Consider the following 20292-nt stretch of genomic DNA (forward strand, 5'->3'; position numbering starts at 1 on the left):
CTGTTCTAGCGGCGCGGCTTTTTCTTCGCGGTTTTTGCAATCGTCTTTTTCACCGAAACCCGCTTGGCGGTCGGTCGGGCAGGTGCCGTCGTGCAGTCGTTTTCCGCCATCGATGCGAAGAAGTCCTTCACGGTGCTGATCTCGCCGGGGCGCGATGCGCTATAGCCTGGCAGGCTCGAGACAGCGTCCTGGAATTCCTGACCCTTCATGAGATCGAGCAGATGCTGCATCGGTTGCGTCTCAAGAAACGCGCGGTGGCAGACAAAGAAATAATCCTCGGTCAGGAGCTGGATGAAATCGAGCCCGAACTGCCGCGCAGCCGCCTCGACGCCGAAAGTCGCATCCGCCATGTCGCTCGCGACGAAGGCCGCCACCGCCGCGTGGGTGAATTCCATCTGCGTCTCGTGGACATCGGCGCGATCGATGTTGTGGAGCGCTAGCAGTTGATCGAACACCTGCCGCGTGCCGGAATCGTGGTCGCGGTTGACGAAGCGGGCCTTGCGCGCGACGAGATCCTCCAGTGAGTGGATTTGCAGCGGATTGCCGCGCTTCACCATCAGGCCCATCTCACGGGTGACGAGGCTGATGACGCGATCCTCGCGCGGATCGAGCCATTCGAGGCAGGCGCGGATGTTCTGCTCGCGCAACGGGCCGCGCGGCAGATGCACGCCGGAAAGGTCGCAGGCATTCTGCGCGAGCGATACCAGCGAGTTCTGGTTGCTGACGTAGCGAAGGTCGACGCCGAGGCCGGGCCGGCGATCGAGCATCTCGCGCAGTTTCGACACCGCGAAACCGTGACTTGCGTGGACGCGGATCACCGACGGCTCCTGATGCAGGAACGGCTTGATCTCGCTCGCAAGCTCCTGCGCGAGGTTCTGCAATTGCGGGCCGAGACGCGCCTCCAGCCGCTGGCCTGCCCAGACCAGCTTTTCGCCGAACGGCGTCAGCGTCGTGCCGCGGCCGCGCTGACGCTCGACGAGCGGCGCGCCGAAGAACGCCGACCATTGCTCGATCAGATTCCAGACGTGGCGGTACGACAGATTGGCGTGCGTGGCGGCGCTGGTGAGCTTTCCGGTCTGCCGGATCTCATTGAGGATTCCGAGCATGACGATGGCGGCCTGCGGGCTGCCTTCTTTACGAAATCGCCAGACCGGTTCGATTTCGATATGGAGCATCGTGCCTTTCCTTATGCATGAATGTGCATATTACAGGGAACGTTCCTGTCTAAGATATCATATTTTTTATTGGCTAAATCATCCTACCTTAAAGAACAAGAAAAAGGAGAAATATGATGTCTGTAGCATATGACTACGATGCTGCATCGCTCATCAGGCGTGTTTCGGCCAGAGAGAAGTTGCTCGTCATCGACGGCAAGCTCGTTCCCTCCGCCTCCGGCAAGACCTTCAGAAGCATCAACCCTGCCACCGAAGAGGTGATTGCCACCGTCTCCGAGGGCGGCGTGGAAGATGTAGAGCGGGCCGTTGCCGCAGCTAGGCGGGCGTTCGAAGGCCCATGGAGCCTGATGCGTGCCGCCGAGCGGAGCAAAATTCTGTTCCGGCTCGTCGATCTGATGAAGGAGCATGCCGATGAACTCGCCGAGCTCGAAAGCCTCGATGCCGGCAAACCTATATCCAGTGTGTTGCGGCAGGATCTGCCCGCCGCGATCGATACCCTGACCTACTATGCCGGATGGGCCGACAAGGTTCATGGCGAAGTGATTCCTGCGCGTGAGGACGCGCTGACCTACACCGTGCGCGAGCCGGTGGGTGTGGTCGCGGCGATCGTGCCGTGGAATTTCCCGATGATGATCGGAATGTGGAAACTGGCTCCCGCGCTGGCATGTGGCTGTACCGTGGTGATGAAGCCGGCCGAACTGACGTCGCTCTCGGCATTGCGGATTGCCGAACTTGCACTTGAAGCCGGTCTGCCGGCCGGTGTGTTCAACGTCGTCGCGGGCTCCGGCCGCGTGGTCGGCGAGGCACTCGTCAATCATCCGGATGTCGACAAGATCACGTTCACCGGCTCCCCTGGCGTTGGCCGTGGCATCATGAAGGGCGCTGCGAGCAACTTCAAACACGTCTCGCTCGAACTCGGCGGCAAGTCGGCCAACGTGATCTTCGAGGATGCCGACGTTGCGGCAGCGACCAAGTCGGCAGCGTCGGGCGTGTTCTTCAACGCGGGCCAGGTGTGCTCGGCGGGTTCCCGCGTACTCGCCCACGAGAAGGTCTATGATGAAGTCGTCGAGCGGCTGACGGCGCGCGCGCGGACCATGAAGATGGGCGATCCGTCGGATCGTTCCACCATGCTTGGCCCTGTGATCTCCGAAAAGCAGATGGACAGTATTCTCGGTTACGTCGACATCGGCCGTAAGGAGGGCGCGTCGCTCACCACCGGCGGCGAGCGGATCGGCAATCGCGGATTCTACATCGCACCGACGGTGTTCGCGAATGTCGAACACGAGATGCGCATCTCGCAGGAGGAAATCTTCGGGCCTGTGGTGAGCGTCATCAAGTTCAAGGACGACGCGGAGGCGCTACGCATCGCCAATGGCACGGCGTTCAGCCTTGCCGCGGGTGCATGGAGCCGCGACATCGGCCGCCTGCAGCACTTCGCCCGTCATGCGAAGGCGGGAACGGTGTGGTTGAATACGTTCGGCTACACAGACGTTCGTCTGCCGTGGGGCGGAGCGCACGATTCCGGTCTCGGCCGCGAGCGCGGCACCGCGGCGCTCAAGAATTTCACCGAAGAAAAGGTGGTCTGGCTCAACACCAGAGGCTGAGCTTGCAGGAACTTCCTCCGCCGTCTGTGAGGAGGCCCTACAAACGAAAAACGCGGGCCGCAAGGCCCGCGTTTTTTAAGTCTGAAAGAAAGAGGTCGCTTAGCGAGCGGGGCGCGGCGCGCCACCGGCTGCACCGCCACGGCCGCCAGCGCCACGATCCGCGCCGAACACCGGCTTCGGCTTCATCGGCAGCAGGCCTTCGCGCTGCAGCTTCTTGCGAGCGAGCTTACGGGCGCGGCGAACGGCTTCAGCCTTCTCGCGGGCCTTCTTCTCGGAGGGCTTTTCGTAATGACCGCGGAGCTTCATCTCGCGGAAAATACCCTCGCGCTGCATCTTCTTCTTCAGCGCCTTGAGGGCCTGATCGACATTGTTATCGCGGACGAGAACCTGCACGCGGCATCCTTTTTTGGTTCGAAAGCCTGAAAATGGGGACGTAAAGAAGGGCCGCCAAAGGCAAAGCCCTTCACGTCGAAGTCGGGTTTCTACCAGATCGGGGGGGTAGTGTCCACGCCTGTGGACAGGGTTTTTCGCAGATACGGATGTCAGAATTCTGGGTCAGAATCGACCCCGGCGGAGCGTGATTCGAAGATTTGGCGGGGTTTCAGCCTGGGTTCCTTCGAACGAGCGGTCTGACGCCACCGTTTGAAGGAGACGAGATATGAATGCGAAAAAATATGCCGCCGAGCTGATCGGCACCTTCTGGCTCACATTCGCGGGTTGCGGCAGCGCCGTTCTCGCGGCGGCCTTTCCGCAGGTCGGTATCGGCCTTCTGGGCGTGGCGTTCACCTTCGGCCTGAGCGTCGTCACGATGGCCTTCGCCATTGGCCATATCTCCGGCTGCCATCTCAACCCGGCGGTGACGGTGGGACTTTGCGCGGGCGGCCGCTTTCCCGGCAGCCAGGTCATTCCCTACATCATCGCGCAGGTGATCGGCGCGATCGCAGGCGCGGCTCTGCTCTATGTCATCGCCAGCGGCAAAGCGGGCTTCGACCTTGCTGGCGGCTTCGCCTCCAACGGCTATGGCGATCACTCGCCGGGCAAATACACGCTGATGGCAGGCTTCGTCTGCGAAGTGACCATGACGGCGATGTTCCTGTTCGTCATCATGGGCGCGACCCACGGCCGCGCTCCTGCAGGCTTCGCGCCGCTCGCCATCGGCCTTGCGCTCGTCATGATCCACCTCGTCAGCATTCCCGTCACCAACACTTCGGTGAACCCGGCGCGCAGCACCGGCCCGGCGTTGTTCGTCGGCGGCTGGGCCTTGCAGCAGCTCTGGCTGTTCTGGGTCGCGCCGCTGATCGGCGGCGTCATCGGCGGGGTTGTCTATCGCTGGTTGAGCGACGAGCCGGCCGGCATCGTCGAGGGGCGGAAGTAATCTCACGTCGAAACACAAAGGCCGCTGCGAGCGATCGCGGCGGCCTTTTGTTTTACTTGTGAGGTTTCACCTCGGTGACGTGCCCCATCTTGCGGCCCGGGCGCGGCGTGCCCTTGCCGTAGAGATGAACCGTTGCGCCGGGCACGGTCAGCCACTTGCCGTAGTCGAGAATATCGTCGCCGATCAGGTTGGTCATGGTGACCTGGCCGTGGCGGACCGGGACGCCGAGCGGCCAGCCCGCGATGGCGCGGATGTGCTGTTCGAACTGCGATATCGATGCGCCGTCGAGCGTCCAGTGGCCGGAATTGTGCACGCGCGGTGCGATCTCGTTGACGAGCAGGCTCGGCCCGTTCTCGCCGGGCACGACGAACATTTCCACGCCGAGCGCGCCGACATAATTCAGCGCGTTGGCGATTTTGGCCGCCATGTCGCGCGCCTGATCAGCCAGCGCGGGGGGGATCGCCGCCGGCGCGTGGGAGAATTTCAGGATGTGATCGCGGTGCTCGTTCTCGGTGACGTCGAAGCAGACGACCTCGCCGTTCGCCGAGCGCGCGGCGATCACGGAGACCTCCTTCTCGAACGGCACGAACGCTTCGAGGATCGCCGAGCGGGTGGACAGCGCCGCCCACACCGCGTCGAGGTCGTCGCCTTCGCGGATCATCGCCTGGCCCTTGCCGTCATAACCGAAGCGGCGCGTCTTCAGCACCGCGGGCAGGCCGATCTTGGCGACCGCGCTGCGCAGGCTGTCGGCGGACGTCACGTCGGCGTAACCGGCGGTGCCGATGCCGAGACCATTGACGAAATTCTTCTCGATAAGGCGGTCCTGCGTCGTCCCCAGAACCTTTGTATCCGGCAGCACCGGACGGCGGGCCTGCAAAGCCAGCGCGGCGGCGGTCGGGACATTCTCGAATTCGTAGGTGATGACGTCGACGTCGGAGGCGAACAGTTCGAGCGCCTCGATGTCGGCATATTCGGCGCATGTGCAGTGCTGCACCACATCGAAGGCGGGCGAATCCGGGTCCGGCGAGAAAACGTGCGATTTAAGGCCGAGCCGCGCAGCGGCAAGCGCCAGCATCCGACCGAGCTGGCCGCCACCCAAAATGCCAACCGTGTCGCCGGGCTTCAGCGCCACCTGTTTCGAAGTAGTCACTTAGGGAATCCTTATGGCCGCTCGGAGACGGCGGCGGTCTGTTGCTTGCGCCATGCGGCGAGTTTCGCTGCCAGCGCGCCGTCGGACAGCGCGAGCACGCTGGCGGCCAGAAGCGCAGCATTGATAGCGCCGGCTTTGCCGATCGCCAAGGTTCCAACCGGCACACCGGCCGGCATTTGCACGATGGAATACAGCGAATCCACACCCGACAGCGCCTTGGATTCCACGGGAACACCGAACACCGGCAGTTCGGTCAGGGCGGCGGTCATGCCGGGCAGGTGGGCGGCTCCGCCGGCGCCTGCGATCACGACCTTATGGCCGGCGGCTTTAGCGCCTTTGGCGAAGCTGTAGAGCCGCTCCGGGGTGCGGTGGGCAGAGACGATCAGCCGTTCGGAGGCGACGCCGAGGGCGTCCAGCGTCTCGGCGGCATGCCGCATCGTCTCCCAGTCGGACTGGCTTCCCATGATGATGGCAACGGGGGCGGACATGGCGGCTCGATTCTCGAAAAAAGGGGGAAAGACAAGGATTACAGGAGCGCCCCCCTGCCGGGCAATGGCTTTGGGGGCTGGTTGGCATCACATGGTCAATGCCGGGCCCGGGCGTGGCTCCGGCTTTCGCAGGGCGCGAACGGCGGTCAGGCGATGATGTCCGGGGTGATCTGGTCTTCGAGGAAAGAAATCCGGTCGCGCAATTGCAGCTTGCGTTTTTTCAGCCGTTGCAGCTGCAGCAGGTCTGGCGCGGGAGAATGGTGCAAAGCCTCGATTGCGGCATCAAGGTCACGATGCTCCTGTTGCAACCGGGCCAGCTCGAGGGCGAATTCGTTATTGTCTTGTTCGGCCATGATTATCGACGGCTTGCCGGTCTGCGAAGCGCAGCTTGTTATCTTCATGGCAGAAAAGGACGCGCGGTGCCAGCCTTCGGAATTTTCCGGCCACATTTTCTGAAATGTGATCCGTTCCGTTTTCCGGACAGGAAGAAGTTTGAATGTGTCGCATCGATCCCAGTCGACAGATCGCAATTGCGATGTACAATCTTCCGTTCGACCTTGTATCTGACATCCACGGAAGAAGGAGACTTCTAATGGCGATTCAGGCGCATCTCGTTGAACTGGAGCGGAAACACCGCGTCCTCGAAAGCGAATTGCACGAGGCTTTGAAGAATCTCGCGACTGACGATGTGCGTATTGTCGAGCTGAAGCGGCGCAAGTTGCTGCTCAAGGATCAGATCGAGCGCCTCAAGGCGTCGGGCGGCCAAACGCTGCACTAGCGTTTCTTCCGCTCTCTTTCACAAGGCTCAAGCTTCCCAATTGAAAGTCTGGATGTGAAGGGCTGCTCGCCCGTCCGCTGTTTCAGCGTGACGAGGTGAGAGCCCGCACGTCTTCCGCGATCGCAAGCGACGCGGTCAGTCCCGGCGACTCGATGCCGAACAGGTTGACGAGTCCCGGGACGCCGTGACGTTGCGCATCCTGAATCACAAAATCCTGCACTGCGACTGCGGGCGGTACGATCTTGGGCCGGATGCCTGAATAGGCCGGCACCAGCGCGCCGTCCGGCAACCCTGGCCAATAACGCCGGATCGCCGGATAGAAGCGCTCCGCGCGTTTCGGGTCGACATCGTAATCGAGCGTCTCCACCCATTCGACGTCGGGGCCGAACCGCCCCGCGCCGCCGGTGTCGAGCGTCAGATGCACGCCGAGGCCGCCCGGCTCTGGCAGCGGATAGATCAGATGCGAGAACGGCACGCGCGTCGTGCAGGCGAAGTAGTTGCCCTTGGCGTAATAGGCCGTGGGGATATGCTCCGCCGGCAATCCTTCGATGGCGCGGGCCACCTCCGGCGCGCTCAGCCCAGCCGCGTTGATCAGAAGATCGCAGCCCAGCGTCATCGGCGCATCGCCGCCGATCTCGACCACAAAGCCTTCACCTTCGCGCCGCGCTCTCACGAATGGCGCGTGAAAGGCGAATGCCGCGCCCGCCTGTTCGGCGTCGCCGCGCAAGGCGAGCATCAGCGCATGGCTGTCGACGATACCTGTTGACGGCGAATGCAGTGCGCCGGTGCAGCTCAGCGCGGGCTCCTTTGCGCGCGCTTCGTCTGCACTCAGGGTGACGAGATCGGTGACGCCGTTCGCTTCCGCGCGTGCGCGGATCGCGGCAAGTCTCTCGGATTCATCGGCGCCGGTGGCGACGATGAGCTTGCCGCAGCGGCGGTGCGGCACGCCGTGATCCTCGCAATAGCGATAAAGCATCTGCCGCCCGGCAACGCACAGCCGCGCCATGGCGCTGCCCGCAGGATAATAGATGCCAGCATGGATCACTTCCGAATTGCGAGATGACGTGCCGGTGCCGATATCGCCCGCCGCTTCGACCACGATCACCTCGCGTCCGGTCACGGCGAGGGTGCGCGCGATCGCAAGCCCCACGACGCCGGCGCCGACGACGATACATTCAACGCGGTCCATGCGTGCTCCGGTGCAACCGCACGCTCGCGAAATGGCCGGGCGGCGCGCCAATTAGGATTTCATTAAGCATGACGAACCATTTGCTCGCGCGGAAGTGATAAATCGCGACCGCATGGGTAGGCGTTTACCCGATTCAAACCGGTGCAACCAGAGAGTGCGTGCGTCAATGCACGGGTCATCATGGAAGTCGGGCGACGGACAATCAGAACGGGAGCCATTCGCTTCTCCGGCGGGGTGAGTTTGGTTGTCACGCTGTTGACGATGACAGCCTCGGTCGCGCATGCCGTGACCGACGCGGAGATGCTCGATTTCGACGGCATCGATCAGGCTTCGATGATGTGGCAGGTCCTGATCAACGGCCTGCTCGTGATCCTGTTTTTGGGGGTGATGTTCGTCTGGGTGATGTCCGCGCTGCGCCGCGCCCGTCGCACCAACGCCCGCCGCGAATTCTTCGTCTCGTCCGCGCTCAACAACCTGTCGCAGGGCATTGTGATCACCAATGCGCGGCAGGTGGTCATTTATTGCAACGACCGCTATCTGCAAATCTATGGCCTGTCGCGTTCCGATATCCGCAGGAACATGACGCGGTTGGAGCTTATGGAGCTTCGTAAAGCGCGTGGGATGTTGTCGGAGGACATTGAGGCCTATTGGCGGGACTCCATGTCACCCGAAGGCTATGTGAATGTGCTGCCAGACGGCCGGCGCATCCATATGAAGAAAGAAACGCTCGCCAATGGCGGCATCGTTGCCACGCATGAAGACGTTACCGAGCAGGGTAGGCTCTCGCACGAACTGAATGCGACCAAGCGCTTCCTGGAAATGGTGCTCGACAACATTCCGTCCGCCGTGATGGTGAAACGTATCGACGATGGCAAATTCGTGCTCGCCAACCGCGCCGCCGAGACGATCCTGAACCGCGAACGCAGCGCCATCATTGGCCAGACGGTGATGGAAGTTCATCCCGAGGCAGCCGCGAAGTTCGTGCTCCAGCGCGACGACGCCGCGATCAAGCAGGGCGGCCTCGTCACCGAAGAACATCCGATTCCGACCGACAACGGATTGCGCCTGTTCGCTACGCGCCGAGTCACCCTCGCCAACGAGGTGGGTGAGCCGCAATATCTCATCAAGACCAGCGACGACATCACCGACCGGCGCGAGACGGAATCGCGCATGGCGCATATGGCCTATCACGACGGCCTCACCGGCATGCCGAACCGCGCGGCGTTCCTGCAGGCGCTGGAGCAGTTGATCGACGCCTGCGACGGCACTTCGGAAGAGTTCGCGGTGCTGTCGATCGACCTCGATCGCTTCAAGGAAGTCAACGATGTGTTCGGCCACGAGGTCGGCGACAAGTTACTGATCGAGGTCACCAAGCGGCTGGAGAAAGCCGCGGGAGCCGGCGTGGTCGCGCGGCTCGGCGGCGATGAGTACGGCATGATCATCGACGGTGAGCAGCCAACTGCTGCGTGGAAGCTCGCCGAAACCGTCGCCAAGATGATCTCGCAGGATTTTCTGATCGACGACAAGGTGGTGCGCATCGGCGTTACCTCCGGTATTTCGATTTTCCCGCGCAACGGACGCGACGGTGCCGCGCTGCTGGCGAACGCCGGTGCTGCGCTGAGCCGGGCCAAGGCGAAGTCGCGCGGTTCTGTGGTTTTCTACGAAGCCGAGATGGATCAGCAGATGCGCGACCGGCGCGCTTTGCATCAGGATCTTTACAACGCACTGCGCAAAGGCGAATTGTCGCTGCACTACCAGCCGCTGTCTCGCGCGCGCCAGAGCTTGAGCGGCGACGATGTGACGGGCTTCGAGGCGCTGGTGCGCTGGGTGCATCCGATGCGCGGTTTCGTGCCGCCGTCAGATTTCATTCCGCTTGCCGAAGAAAGCGGCCTGATCGTCGAACTGGGCGAGTGGATTCTGCGTGAAGCCTGCCGCGAGGCGGCCTCCTGGCCGCGCCATCTGCAGATCGCCGTCAACCTGTCACCCGCGCAGTTCATGCATGGTGATCTGGTCGGTCTCGTTCACTCGATCCTGCTGGAGACGGGCCTCACCCCCGGCCGGCTCGAACTCGAGATCACCGAAGGCGTGCTGATCGACGATTTCGAGCGCGGCCTCTTGCTGCTGCGCCGCCTGAAGGCGCTCGGCGTGCGCATCGCGATGGACGATTTCGGCTCCGGCTATTCATCGCTGACCTATCTGCAGGCGTTCCCGTTCGACAAGATCAAGATCGACCGCGCCTTTGTCATGAATCTTGGCCGCAACCAGCAATCCTCCGCGATTATCCGCTCGGTGATCGGGCTCGGCCACGGCCTCGATATTTCCATCGTCGCCGAGGGCGTGGAAACGCAGGACCAGTTGAGTTTCCTCGCGGTGGAAGCCTGCGACCAGATTCAGGGCTATCTGCTCGGCAAGCCCGCACCGATTGCGCAATACGACGCCTGGGTGGGACGGCAGCCTTATGTCGAGACCGAGGGCAGCAATGTCGTCACCATCCGCCGGGTGAGCTGATTTTCCTTTTCTCTGCTTGAGCGCGCGTCTGGTGGTCGCGGCCGCCCGGCTTGACAATGCGCCCAGTGATGCCAAGAGCATGGCGCTTTGGTTTGGCACGCGGCTCGACAATGAGCCGTCAGGGCGGGAGTGCGGGATCGAATGCAGGGCGGGTTTTCGGCACAGCCGGGTCATGCGGAACGCAGCCGGTCTGCGCCGCTGATGCGCATCGAGAGTGTCGGCAAGCGGTTCGGTGGTTTCGTCGCGGTCGATGGTGTCTCGCTGGAGATAGGCGCGGGCGAATTCTTCGCGCTGCTCGGGCCGAGCGGCTGCGGCAAGACCACGCTGCTGCGCATGCTCGCCGGATTCGAGATGCCGGACGAGGGTGGCATCTGGCTCGATGGCAAGAACATCGCCGACGTGCCGCCGCATCTGCGTCCCGTGAACATGATGTTCCAGAACTACGCGCTGTTTCCGCATCTTAGCGTCGAGGGCAACATTGCCTTCGGCCTGAAACAGGCGGCGATGGCGAAGGACGAGATCGCCGTGCGCGTCGCGGAGATGGTCGCACTGGTGCGGCTGCAGGGGCTGGAGCGGCGCAAGCCGGATCAATTGTCAGGCGGGCAACGTCAGCGCGTGGCGCTCGCGCGGGCGCTGGCGCGGCGACCGCGCCTGCTGCTGCTCGATGAGCCGCTCGCGGCTCTCGACAAAAAGCTGCGCGCCGAGACGCAGGCCGAACTCGTCGAGGTGCAGCGCCGCCTCGGGATGTCTTTCGTCATCGTCACGCACGATCAGGAGGAGGCGATGACGCTCGCCGATCGGATCGGCGTCATGAACAAGGGGCAGCTGGTGCAGGTCGCAGCCCCGCGCACGCTGTATGAACGGCCGGACACGCGCTGGATCGCGGGCTTTGTCGGCGACATCAATCTGTTCGAAGGACAGGTAATGTCGCAGGACGACGGCGTCGTCAGTGTTGCGACGCAAGCCGCCGGTCTGCTTCGCGTCGCGGGCGGCGTGGAAATGGGAAAATCGGCATGCATCGCCGTGCGGCCCGAGAAGCTGTCGCTGTCGCACGATCTTTCATCACACGATGCGAACGCGCGGCCGGGCGAGGTGCTTGACGCCGATTATCTCGGCGGCCTCACGCGTTATCGTGTGAAGCTCGCGGGCGGCGATGTCGTGCAGGTCGTCCGCGCCAACGCCGCAGGCAACGACATTCCATTCGCAGCTGGACAGCAGGTGATGGTGTCGTTCGCGCCGGAAGACGCAGTGGTGCTGACGCAATGAAGAGCCGCCGCATCTTCACCCGCCCGGCGCGGATTGCCGCGATCGCGCCCTATCTCTGGATGGTGCTGTTCTTTCTGGTGCCGTTCGGCTTCGTGCTAAAGATATCGCTGTCGGAAACCGTGATCGCGCAGCCACCTTATCTGCCGACGCTCGATCTGTTCGGTGGCTGGGATGCGCTTCGTGCGGGTCTTGCGAAATTCTCGACCGACAATTTCTATCTGCTTGCCACTGACGACATCTATATCTTCTCTTACTTGCGCAGTCTCACCGTGGCGTTGGTCTCGACCGCGATCCTGCTGGTGATCGGCTATCCGGTCGCCTATGCGATGGCGCGCCTGCCGCAGCGCTGGCAGGGTATCGCGATGATGCTGGTCGTGGTGCCGTTCTGGACCTCGTTCCTGATCCGCATCTATGCCTGGATCAACATCCTGCAGCATGACGGCCTGTTGAACTCGCTGCTGCTTGCGCTGCATGTCATAGACCGACCGCTGCCGTGGCTGTCGACCGACAGCGCGATGTATCTCGGCATCGTCTATTCGTATTTTCCTTTCATGATCCTGCCGCTGTTCGCGACGCTGTCGAAAATGGACGGCTCGCTTCTGGAGGCGGCGGCCGATCTCGGCTGCTCGCGGCTGAAAGCATTCTGGCTCATCACCGTGCCGCTCTCGCTGCCGGGCATCGCGGCGGGCGCGCTGCTCTGCTTCATTCCGATCGCGGGCGAATTCGTGATTCCTGATCTGCTCGCAGGCTCGGACCGGATGATGATCGGGCAGACGCTGTGGCTTGAATTCTTCACCAACCGCGACTGGCCGGTGGCCTCGACCATCGCCGTCGTATTGCTGGTGCTGCTGCTCGCACCGCTTCTGGTGTACGAGCACATCCAGCGCAAGCAACTGGAGCAGGGGTGATGGCAAGCTCGCTGCACAGACCCTCTGCTGTGAACGTCGCGGCGCTCGCGCTGGGGCTTGCGTTCCTCTATCTGCCGATCGTCATTCTGGTGATCTATTCGTTCAACGCCTCGCGCCTTGTCACGGTGTGGGGCGGCTGGTCGTTGAAATGGTACCGTGAACTGTTCAACGACGGCGCGATGCTGTCCGCCGCGTGGATGAGTCTGCGTGTCGGTGTGGCGTCGGCGAGCGCCGCGACATTGCTCGGCACCTTGGCCGCGGTGGCGCTGTCGCGCGGCGGGCGTTTCCGTGGCCGCACGCTGTTCTCCGGCATGCTGTATGCGCCGCTGGTGATGCCGGAAGTCATCACCGGGCTGTCGCTGCTGCTGTTGTTTGTTGCCACCAATGCCGGGCGCGGCTTCTGGACTGTGACCATCGCGCACACCACGCTGACGATGTGCTTCGTCACCTTGGTGGTGCAGGCGCGGCTGAACGGGCTCGATCGCAGTCTGGAAGAGGCGGCGATGGATCTCGGCTGCAGCCCGGCGCGGGCGTTCGCCTCGGTGACGCTGCCGCTGATTTGGCCCTCGATTGCCGCTGGCTGGATGCTTGCCTTCACGCTGTCGCTCGACGATCTGGTGATCGCGAGTTTCACCACGGGGCCGGGCTCATCGACGCTGCCGATCCGCATCTATTCGGAAGTGCGGCTCGGCGTGAAGCCGGAGATCAACGCGATCTGTACGCTGATCGTGGCATTCGTCGCGATGGTGATCGTGGCCGCCTCGCTCGCCTCGAAGCTCTCAAACGACCGTGGCGAGAACGCCGCGCCGCTCTAGATCAGTTGGATTGCGGAGCAGCGGGTGCCGCCGGTTTCTCTGCTGCGGGCGGAGTTGCAGCGGCAGGAGGTGCTGCCTCTGGCGCGGATTTCTTGCCGCCCGACAGCCGTTCGATCACCGCCTTCACGGCATCATGCGCATTGCGCCCCTTGAGCGAGTCGAGCAGCGGCGCGGTGACGGTCGAGCGGCGGATCAGGATATCGGAATCCGGCAGGATCAGCGGATCGTCCCATGGACCTTGAACAACAAACGGTAACTGGAATTCGGGCGGGGCGCCGTTCGCCGCTTTCAGCTCGGCATTGCCTTTCAGATCGTATTCGCGTGAGGGGATCGAGGCGCCGCCGGTGAGTGTGACGCGCGTCGCTGGTCCGTCGAGTGCTATGTCGTCTGCGTGCGCCATGCCGTCATTGATGGTGACGGCGATCCGCAGCGTATCGAATGGTGTCGAGCCGCTGCGGAAACTTCCCGCGCCCGATAGAGGCCGCCGCTCCAGCCGCCGCAGCAACTGCTCGATGTTGAAGCCCGACAGTGCGCCGTTGTGGGCGGTCAGGGCAGCGTTGCCGTCGAGCGTCTGAGTCAGCGCGAAGGCACTCGCGCCCTGGGCTTCAAGGGTGAGGTTGAGATCGCCCCTGCCGCGCAGCGAACGGATGTCGAACAGGTCGGCTGCGCCCGCTTCGAGATCGACGTCGGTGAATCCGAACTGCGCCTTGATGTTGGCTCCTTCGTCGATACGGCTGAGGGAGAGTGATCCCCGGACGATGCCGCCGAACACCTGCGCCTCGCCGATCGAGAGCGCCAGCGTGCCGTTGCGCAAATTCGCTCCGAGCGCGGTGCGCCCCATCCGCGAGGAGCCGACAGTGACCTTCGCTGCCGAGAGGCGGATATCGAGATTGGTTTCCGCCAGCGCCTGCAGATCGAATGCCTGCCGGTTCCACTCATGTGCGCCCGCAAGCAGGCGAATGGTCCCGAGATAGGGCGTAAGATCGAGCGAATCGGCTGCGAGCGTGCCCTGCAGCGTGTGCTGACCGGTGCTGTCGTTGAAGGTCAGCACGCCTTCTGCGGCGTTGCCGTCGAGCGAGGTGGTGACGTTGGTCAACGCGACGGAGTTGCCGACGACGTTGGCCCGCGCCTTCAGCGAGAACGGGCCGAAGCCGTTGTTGCCCGGCAATTCATGCCCTGCCCAGCGTGTCAGGCCGCGCAGCGAACTGGTGTCGGCGGTCAGCGCGCCATCGAGCAGCAGGCTCGAACGGTTGGTCATGCTGCCATCGAAGGAGAGTTTCAGCGGCGTGCCGGAGAGCTTCACCTTCAGGCCGGATTTCTCGCCGCCGACGGCCGCGAGGAAATCGGCGATGGTGAAGCTGCCTTCGAGTTGCTCGTTGTGCCAGGTCGACTGGCCGCGCACTGAGAAAGAGCGCGAGCTGGATGGCAGCGAGATCGCGAGATCAATGCCGCCCACTGTTTCGTTGGCGTGGTTCTTGGCATCGCGATAGAGGAGCGTGCCGTCGGAAATCCTGACGTCGGAAAACCATACATCGCGCGATGCGGCGGGCTTCACCGCGCGGGCGAAGGTCTGCACGATCGGCCCCCAATTGGAGTGGCCGTCCTTGTCCACGGTCAGGCGGATGCGCGGCGCGCGCAGCGAGACGTCGGCGACGCGGTAATGTCCGACGATCAGCCCGAACAGGCTCAGCCGGGCCTGAAGTTGGTCGGTGCTGAGCGGTGCATCGTCATTGGCGTTGCCCTTCAGGGAGACGCCGTGGAGCACGACCCGCGTGGAAGGAAACAGCGACACGTCGGTCCGGCCGGTGACGACAAGTTCGAGGCCCGTGGCGTCGCGAATTTGCTTTTCGACGGCCTGCCGAACGGCATTACGATCGATGAACCAGGAGCTTGCGAGAAGTCCCGCCAGCACGACGCCGAGGACGATCGCCACGGGCAAAGCAAGGCGTCTGATCGCGTGCGTAGTCAAATAGAAGGATCCGGGTTTGATGTCGTGGTTGCGGGCGATCCACAGGGGTCGCCCAAGCCGCGCGCAACTTGATCCGTTTTCTTGACGCTTTCAAGGCTTGTGGGATCTTTGCCACACCTCCCCGCACGTGCCCATGCCGTTGGCGGGCAGACATCCGCCCGTCACGAAAGCCACCGATCCTGGGTGGCCTGCCTATTTTTGCTCGATTGACGGCTTTTCCGGATTGCGCCTAAGAACGTCCCTGAGCTCGGCGTTGCCGCCGTGTCCACTGGAATGGGTTGCACATGAACAAGGTATATCCCGACGCCAAATCGGCGCTGGAAGGCACGCTCCGCGACGGCATGACCATCATGTCGGGCGGCTTCGGTCTGTGCGGTATCGCCGAGTCGCTCGCCAACGCGATCTGCGACAGCGGCGTGAAGAACCTCACGGTGATTTCCAACAATGCCGCCGTCGATGGCATCGGGCTCGGCCGGATGCTGGAGAGCAAGCAGATCAAGAAGATGATCTCGTCCTATGTCGGCGAAAACAAGACCTTCGCGCAGATGTTCCTGGCGGGCGAGCTCGAACTCGAGTTCAATCCGCAGGGCACGCTCGCCGAGCGCATCCGCGCCGGCGGCGCAGGCATCCCGGCCTTCTACACCAAGACCGGCGTCGGCACGCTGGCGGCGGAAGGCAAGGAGCTGAAGGAGTTCGACGGCGAGACCTATGTGATGGAGCGTGGGCTGTTCGCCGATCTTTCCATCATCCACGCCTGGAAGGGCGACACCGCCGGCAACCTGATCTACCGAAAGACCGCGCGCAACTTCAATCCGATGATGGCGACCGCCTCGCGCATGACGGTTGCGGAAGTCGAGCATCTGGTGCCTGCGGGCGAACTCGATCCCGACCAGATCCATACGCCCGGCATTTTCGTCAAACGCATCGTCGCGGTCGATCCCAAGCTGAAACACATCGAGCAGCGCACCGTGCGCAAGCGCGCCTAATTCTTCAGGAGATACATCATGGCCTGGACCCGCGAACAGATGGCAGCGCGCGCCGCGAAGGAATTGCGCGACGGCTTCTACGTCAATCTCGGCATTGGCATTCCGACGCTGGTGTCGAACTACATTCCCGACGGCATGGACGTGAACCTGCAGAGTGAGAACGGCATGCTCGGTACCGGGCCGTTCCCCTATGAGGGTGAGGAAGATCCCGACCTCATCAACGCCGGCAAGCAGACCGTCACCGAACTGCCGAACACCAGTTATTTCTCCAGCGCGGATTCGTTCGGCATGATCCGCGGCGGCCACATTGACCTCTCTATTCTCGGCGCGATGCAGGTCGCGGAGAACGGCGATCTCGCCAACTGGATGATCCCCGGCAAGATGGTGAAAGGCATGGGCGGCGCGATGGATCTCGTCGCGGGCGTCAAGCGTGTCGTCGTGGTGATGGAGCATTCGGCCAAGGACGGCCCGAAGCTTTTGCACAAGTGCACGCTGCCGCTGACCGGGCAGAAGGTGGTCGATCTCGTCGTCACCGATCTTGCGGTGTTCACCATCGACAAGCACGGCTCAAACGGCATGACGCTGATCGAACTGGCCGACGGTGTCACGCTCGACGATGTGAAGGCCAACACCGAGGCGAGCTACAAGGTGGCGCTGAAGGGGGCGTGAGCCTCACGCCGTCGCGGCGGCCTGTGAAAACGCCACTTCGATCAGCGTGCCTGTGTTTGGTGCGCTCTTGAGATGGAAGCGGCCGCGATTGGCTTCCACCAGCGCTTTCGCAAGCGACAGGTTTGTGCCGTTGCCCGCCGCGACCTCATCGGCAGGCGATGGCGTGCGAAACGGCGCCATTGCGGCGGCAATCTCGTTGTCGTTCATGCCGTGGCCAGTGTCGCGAATGCGCAGTGCCACTTCGCCCAAATCCGTAAGCGCGGTCGAGACGATCACCTGTCCGCCCGCATTGGCGAGATGGATCGCACAACCGATCAGTGTTAGCGCGATCTGGCGCAGCGCCCGTGCATCGGCCTGAATGTTCGGCAGGCCGTGAGTCAGGGATGAACGGATGATGATGCGCTCGCGGTTGGCCTGAGGCTGCATCACGCCGACGCACTGTTCGACCAGCGCGTTGAGATCCTGTTTTTCGAAATCGAGATCAAGCTTGCCGGACTCGATCCGCGACAGGTCCAGCATGTCGTCGATGATGGAAATCACGCGCTCGCCGGAGGCGCGGATGTCCTTCATGTAGTCGGCGTAGCGCTCGTTGCCGAGCGCGCCGAAACGCTCCTCGATCATGACGTCTGCGAAACCGATGATGGCGTTGACTGGTGCACGAACCTCATGACTGAGGCGGGCGAGCAGATCGGCCTTGGCGTTCGCCGCGCGTTCGTCGGCCTGCTTCGTCTGATCCGGCCGTGGTGCTGCGGGCGCTTTGTCCCGGAACACTGCGAAGTAGCGCGGGCGGCCCGGGTGGGTCCGTCCGATCGTCACCGACAACGCCATCGCGCCGCCGTCGGGCGCGCGGCCGAGGACGTCGCGGCCCTGTTCGAGCAGGCCGTGCATGGCGTCGGACTTGATGCCGTCGAGATAATCGAGCACCGCGCGCTGGCTTTCCGGCGCGAACAGTTCGGTTAGGTTGCGGCCTTCGAGGCCGTCGCGGCCGAACAGTGCCTCGGCGCTGCGGTTGCAGGCGATGATGCGGCCGTCGCCGTCGAACATCACGACGCCTTCGGCGGTGGTTTCGAGAATGGTCGCGAGTTCATCGGCCTCGATGCGGTCTTCCGCAGCCGGCGATGGTTCGGCAACGACGCGCTCCAGCTGCGGGGTTGCTGCTGTCGGTGACAGCACCAGTGCGAGCGCGCTTTCGCCCTCCCAGTCGACGGTGTGCAGCTTTGCATCGTGCGCCTGATGCGCACCCATCGAGACGGTGGAGACCTTGATCGGCGTCCCTTCGCTGCTGCCATCTGCATCGGAGCCGCCGGACCCGACATAAAGCGCACCGAGACCGCCATCCCTGTTGAGCGCGGCGAGCGTCGTGTAGCCGGTTGCGGCGAGGAAGGCGGGGTTGGCGTAGAGCAGGCGATCGGCGCGATAGACCAGTACGCCCGAGGGAATCTGATCGTAGAGCGAGGTGTTCTGCGGCGCATGCGCGACAGCCTGAGGCTGTGCGGGCGGCACCTCGACCTCGTCCTCGTCGGATTCGAAAATCATATCGTCGCGCGGCTGTTCGGCCAGGCTGTTGTTGGCTTCCTCGGCGTGCTGGGCGTCGAGCCGATGTTCGGCTTCGCTTTCCAGCCGCGCGGACAGTTGCCGCGCCAGTTCCTGAAAAGCGTTGTTCTCGCCGGGCGTCAGCACGGGCGGCCGCGCGTCGTCATTGGCGGGACGGAACGGCACCACGTTGGGCGGCGTCTCGCCGTTTTCGATGTGCTCCGGTTCGTCGGCCGATGCGACGAATTCGGGCGCGGCCTGCCCGGCAATGGAATCATGCTCGACAGTCGAAGCAGCGTCCATCGGTGTCTGCACCGGGGCAGGCGACGAGCCGAACAGCGTGTCGTGGCGGCGCTGTGCGGCGGCACGCGCGAGACCGTCGAGATCGCGGCAGATGCCGAAGCCGCGATAGCCCGTGAAGGCGCGGTCGCGGCCGTAGATCGGCAGCCCCGACATCTCCACCGGCAGCCTTCCGCTGAGGCCGTCCGCCGGCCATTGCAGCAGAATGTTGCTGAAGGTGTCACGGGTCGCGACCGCCTGCGCCACGCGGTTCTCCGGATCGAGCGTCAGCGCGTCGTTGACCTCGCTCCAGAGCCGGCCGAACGCGGCGGTGGTCTGTGCGCCGATCAAATGGGTGAATTCCTCAGAGCCGAACGAGAAGCGGCCCTCTGCATCCATCGCCCATGTGAAGCGCAGCGGATGCTGCCGCTTTTGTCCGGCGAGATCGTCCGGCAACGGAATCAAATCCGGCGCCGCTGTGGGCGGCGTCTCGGAAGGGTGGTTGGATTCCACGCGGTCGTCCATGAAGGGCTCGTTCGGCAAAGAGGGCGTGGGCGCGGCCGGTTCGGTCGCGACCGGCTCAGGCATAGAGACAACGTCGCCCGCCGGGGCCGGTTCGGCAACAGGGGCTGGGGCTGCGTCAACGGGTTTGTCGGGGTGCGGATGTGCAATGAACCCGTGCAGAAGCACGATCAGGACGGTTTCCGGGTCTATTCCCGCACGGTGGACCGTGGCGTGCCCGAGCGGCGTCTCGATTTCTGAGGCTTGCTCGGGAAAATGGGTCGGAAGCACCATCCCGGCGAGCTCATCGCGCACGTCGTCATGCGCGCGGGCGGCGGAGTTGGCGGCGGTAAGCCGTCCGTCCACGAAGGCCACGGCCGGCCGCTCGATGCCCTCGATCAGCGCCAGCACGCGCTCCACGAGTGGCAGCGGCCGCCCGCCGGGATACTCAGCGACGATCAGAACGCCGCTCTCGCCGCCCAGCGAAATTCGCGCGCAGCCGCAGGTCATCAGGCCGCCAAGCGGTGCACCGAATCCGCGCAGCCGCTCTAGCCGCATTGCGCCTGAGGACGAAAGACGGGCTGCCAGTTGCTTCACCAGACGGCGATACGGATCGGCAGGGCCGAAGGTGCGCTCACACAATGCGTCGTCACTCGACGCGCGGAAGAAGGCGCGGCCCGCCGCATTGGCCCACAGCAAATGCTCGCCGCTTTCGGACCACACCCAGGCGGGCGCGGCGCTCAGACAATAGGTCGAGAGCCGGCTGTCGCGGATCGCCTGCAGGGAGAACTCGGCTCTGGGCAACGTTCGAAATCCCGCTCCGGAAAGAAATTTGGCTGCACGATGTGGGCCTTACAGGCTGATTATCAATGGGAAAGCGGATGAGTCCACCAACTGCAGCCCAAACTGGCGATAAACCTTAACTAGGGTTGTTAAATCATCCGCGATGATGGCGCAGGCGATTGCAAAAAATGCTGCGTCAGTCACGATGAGCGTCGGACGGCTGTCACGCCGCGCTGTTATGATGCAGGAACCGCGCAGCCCTGCCGTCTGTTGGTTTTACGAGGCTGGCAAGCAGGCCGGAACGAACAGGAGCGAC

At 63.3% G+C, this 20292-nt stretch carries 17 protein-coding genes; 9 read left to right on the top strand and 8 right to left on the bottom strand.

The window, feature by feature from the left end:
- Nucleotides 1–5 precede the first annotated feature (5 nt).
- Nucleotides 6–1175, bottom strand: a complete 1170-nt coding sequence (locus tag HMPREF9697_RS18185; protein WP_002718718.1) for a substrate-binding domain-containing protein — start codon at nt 1173–1175, stop codon at nt 6–8.
- Between the two features lie 116 nt (nt 1176–1291).
- On the opposite strand from HMPREF9697_RS18185, the gene HMPREF9697_RS18190 reads away from it, so the two are divergent.
- On the top strand, nt 1292–2779 hold the full coding sequence (locus HMPREF9697_RS18190) for an aldehyde dehydrogenase family protein (protein WP_002718719.1): 1488 nt from the start codon (nt 1292–1294) through the stop codon (nt 2777–2779).
- A 99-nt stretch (nt 2780–2878) separates the two neighbouring features.
- On the opposite strand, the gene rpsU is transcribed toward HMPREF9697_RS18190, so the two are convergent.
- Nucleotides 2879–3172: a 30S ribosomal protein S21 gene (rpsU, locus tag HMPREF9697_RS18195; RefSeq protein WP_002718720.1), complete on the bottom strand. Its 294-nt coding sequence runs from the start codon at nt 3170–3172 to the stop codon at nt 2879–2881.
- 265 nt (nt 3173–3437) lie between these two features.
- On the opposite strand from rpsU, the gene aqpZ reads away from it, so the two are divergent.
- A complete protein-coding gene (aqpZ, locus tag HMPREF9697_RS18200) occupies nt 3438–4154 on the top strand; it encodes an aquaporin Z (protein ID WP_002718721.1) in 717 nt (238 codons plus the stop codon).
- A gap of 52 nt (nt 4155–4206) precedes the next feature.
- Here aqpZ and HMPREF9697_RS18205 read toward each other — a convergent pair whose 3' ends face one another.
- From HMPREF9697_RS18205 to HMPREF9697_RS18215, 3 genes are all read right to left on the bottom strand, one after another.
- Nucleotides 4207–5304, bottom strand: a complete 1098-nt coding sequence (locus HMPREF9697_RS18205; RefSeq protein WP_002718722.1) for a 5-(carboxyamino)imidazole ribonucleotide synthase — start codon at nt 5302–5304, stop codon at nt 4207–4209.
- 11 nt (nt 5305–5315) lie between these two features.
- A complete protein-coding gene (gene purE, locus HMPREF9697_RS18210; protein ID WP_002718723.1) occupies nt 5316–5792 on the bottom strand; it encodes a 5-(carboxyamino)imidazole ribonucleotide mutase in 477 nt (158 codons plus the stop codon).
- A gap of 146 nt (nt 5793–5938) precedes the next feature.
- The gene (locus tag HMPREF9697_RS18215; protein ID WP_009337291.1) at nt 5939–6145 is read right to left on the bottom strand and encodes a YdcH family protein; all 207 of its coding nucleotides are present in this window, start codon (nt 6143–6145) and stop codon (nt 5939–5941) included.
- A 239-nt stretch (nt 6146–6384) separates the two neighbouring features.
- Between HMPREF9697_RS18215 and HMPREF9697_RS18220 the strand changes: the two genes are divergently transcribed.
- On the top strand, nt 6385–6570 hold the full coding sequence (locus HMPREF9697_RS18220) for a YdcH family protein (RefSeq protein ID WP_002718725.1): 186 nt from the start codon (nt 6385–6387) through the stop codon (nt 6568–6570).
- Nucleotides 6571–6652: 82 nt separating this feature from the next.
- Here the strand turns inward: HMPREF9697_RS18220 and HMPREF9697_RS18225 are convergent, their stop codons facing one another.
- The gene (locus HMPREF9697_RS18225) at nt 6653–7759 is read right to left on the bottom strand and encodes an NAD(P)/FAD-dependent oxidoreductase (protein ID WP_002718726.1); all 1107 of its coding nucleotides are present in this window, start codon (nt 7757–7759) and stop codon (nt 6653–6655) included.
- Nucleotides 7760–8059: 300 nt separating this feature from the next.
- Here HMPREF9697_RS18225 and HMPREF9697_RS18230 point away from each other — a divergent pair, with 300 nt between their 5' ends.
- The 4 genes from HMPREF9697_RS18230 to HMPREF9697_RS18245 all read left to right on the top strand — a co-directional run bounded on the left by HMPREF9697_RS18230 (nt 8060) and on the right by HMPREF9697_RS18245 (nt 13256).
- Nucleotides 8060–10267 carry a putative bifunctional diguanylate cyclase/phosphodiesterase gene (locus tag HMPREF9697_RS18230; RefSeq protein WP_244597987.1) on the top strand — a complete coding sequence of 736 codons (2208 nt, stop codon included), beginning with the start codon at nt 8060–8062 and terminating at the stop codon, nt 10265–10267.
- Between the two features lie 141 nt (nt 10268–10408).
- Nucleotides 10409–11533 (top strand): ABC transporter ATP-binding protein, encoded by a 1125-nt coding sequence (locus HMPREF9697_RS18235; RefSeq protein WP_002718728.1) that lies wholly within the window; start codon nt 10409–10411, stop codon nt 11531–11533.
- Nucleotides 11530–12441 (top strand): ABC transporter permease, encoded by a 912-nt coding sequence (locus HMPREF9697_RS18240; RefSeq protein WP_002718729.1) that lies wholly within the window; start codon nt 11530–11532, stop codon nt 12439–12441. Before HMPREF9697_RS18235 ends, HMPREF9697_RS18240 begins: the two co-directional genes overlap by 4 nt.
- The gene (locus HMPREF9697_RS18245; protein ID WP_002718730.1) at nt 12441–13256 is read left to right on the top strand and encodes an ABC transporter permease; all 816 of its coding nucleotides are present in this window, start codon (nt 12441–12443) and stop codon (nt 13254–13256) included. Before HMPREF9697_RS18240 ends, HMPREF9697_RS18245 begins: the two co-directional genes overlap by 1 nt.
- Nucleotide 13257: 1 nt before the next feature.
- On the opposite strand, the gene HMPREF9697_RS18250 is transcribed toward HMPREF9697_RS18245, so the two are convergent.
- Nucleotides 13258–15225: an AsmA family protein gene (locus tag HMPREF9697_RS18250; RefSeq protein WP_002718731.1), complete on the bottom strand. Its 1968-nt coding sequence runs from the start codon at nt 15223–15225 to the stop codon at nt 13258–13260.
- A 284-nt stretch (nt 15226–15509) separates the two neighbouring features.
- Between HMPREF9697_RS18250 and HMPREF9697_RS18255 the strand changes: the two genes are divergently transcribed.
- Together HMPREF9697_RS18255 and HMPREF9697_RS18260 are read left to right on the top strand one after the other, a co-directional pair.
- Entirely contained in the window at nt 15510–16211 is a 702-nt protein-coding gene (locus tag HMPREF9697_RS18255) for a CoA transferase subunit A (protein ID WP_002718732.1), read from the top strand.
- An 18-nt stretch (nt 16212–16229) separates the two neighbouring features.
- Nucleotides 16230–16880 (top strand): 3-oxoacid CoA-transferase subunit B, encoded by a 651-nt coding sequence (locus HMPREF9697_RS18260; RefSeq protein WP_002718733.1) that lies wholly within the window; start codon nt 16230–16232, stop codon nt 16878–16880.
- A gap of 3 nt (nt 16881–16883) precedes the next feature.
- Here HMPREF9697_RS18260 and HMPREF9697_RS18265 read toward each other — a convergent pair whose 3' ends face one another.
- Nucleotides 16884–19997, bottom strand: coding sequence for a PAS domain-containing protein (locus HMPREF9697_RS18265; RefSeq protein WP_002718734.1), 3114 nt, complete (start codon nt 19995–19997; stop codon nt 16884–16886).
- Between the last annotated feature and the right edge of the window lie 295 nt (nt 19998–20292).

Source organism: Afipia felis ATCC 53690, from assembly GCF_000314735.2.
GTDB lineage: Bacteria > Pseudomonadota > Alphaproteobacteria > Rhizobiales > Xanthobacteraceae > Afipia > Afipia felis.

Coding starts and splice junctions, on each gene's coding strand:
- HMPREF9697_RS18185 (WP_002718718.1), bottom strand. CDS start 1,175: ATGCTCCATATCGAAATCGAACCGGTCTGGCGATTTCGTAAAGAAGGC.
- HMPREF9697_RS18190 (WP_002718719.1), top strand. CDS start 1,292: ATGTCTGTAGCATATGACTACGATGCTGCATCGCTCATCAGGCGTGTT.
- aqpZ (WP_002718721.1), top strand. CDS start 3,438: ATGAATGCGAAAAAATATGCCGCCGAGCTGATCGGCACCTTCTGGCTC.
- purE (WP_002718723.1), bottom strand. CDS start 5,792: ATGTCCGCCCCCGTTGCCATCATCATGGGAAGCCAGTCCGACTGGGAG.
- HMPREF9697_RS18215 (WP_009337291.1), bottom strand. CDS start 6,145: ATGGCCGAACAAGACAATAACGAATTCGCCCTCGAGCTGGCCCGGTTG.
- HMPREF9697_RS18220 (WP_002718725.1), top strand. CDS start 6,385: ATGGCGATTCAGGCGCATCTCGTTGAACTGGAGCGGAAACACCGCGTC.
- HMPREF9697_RS18225 (WP_002718726.1), bottom strand. CDS start 7,759: ATGGACCGCGTTGAATGTATCGTCGTCGGCGCCGGCGTCGTGGGGCTT.
- HMPREF9697_RS18230 (WP_244597987.1), top strand. CDS start 8,060: ATGCTCGATTTCGACGGCATCGATCAGGCTTCGATGATGTGGCAGGTC.
- HMPREF9697_RS18235 (WP_002718728.1), top strand. CDS start 10,409: ATGCAGGGCGGGTTTTCGGCACAGCCGGGTCATGCGGAACGCAGCCGG.
- HMPREF9697_RS18240 (WP_002718729.1), top strand. CDS start 11,530: ATGAAGAGCCGCCGCATCTTCACCCGCCCGGCGCGGATTGCCGCGATC.
- HMPREF9697_RS18245 (WP_002718730.1), top strand. CDS start 12,441: ATGGCAAGCTCGCTGCACAGACCCTCTGCTGTGAACGTCGCGGCGCTC.
- HMPREF9697_RS18255 (WP_002718732.1), top strand. CDS start 15,510: ATGAACAAGGTATATCCCGACGCCAAATCGGCGCTGGAAGGCACGCTC.
- HMPREF9697_RS18260 (WP_002718733.1), top strand. CDS start 16,230: ATGGCCTGGACCCGCGAACAGATGGCAGCGCGCGCCGCGAAGGAATTG.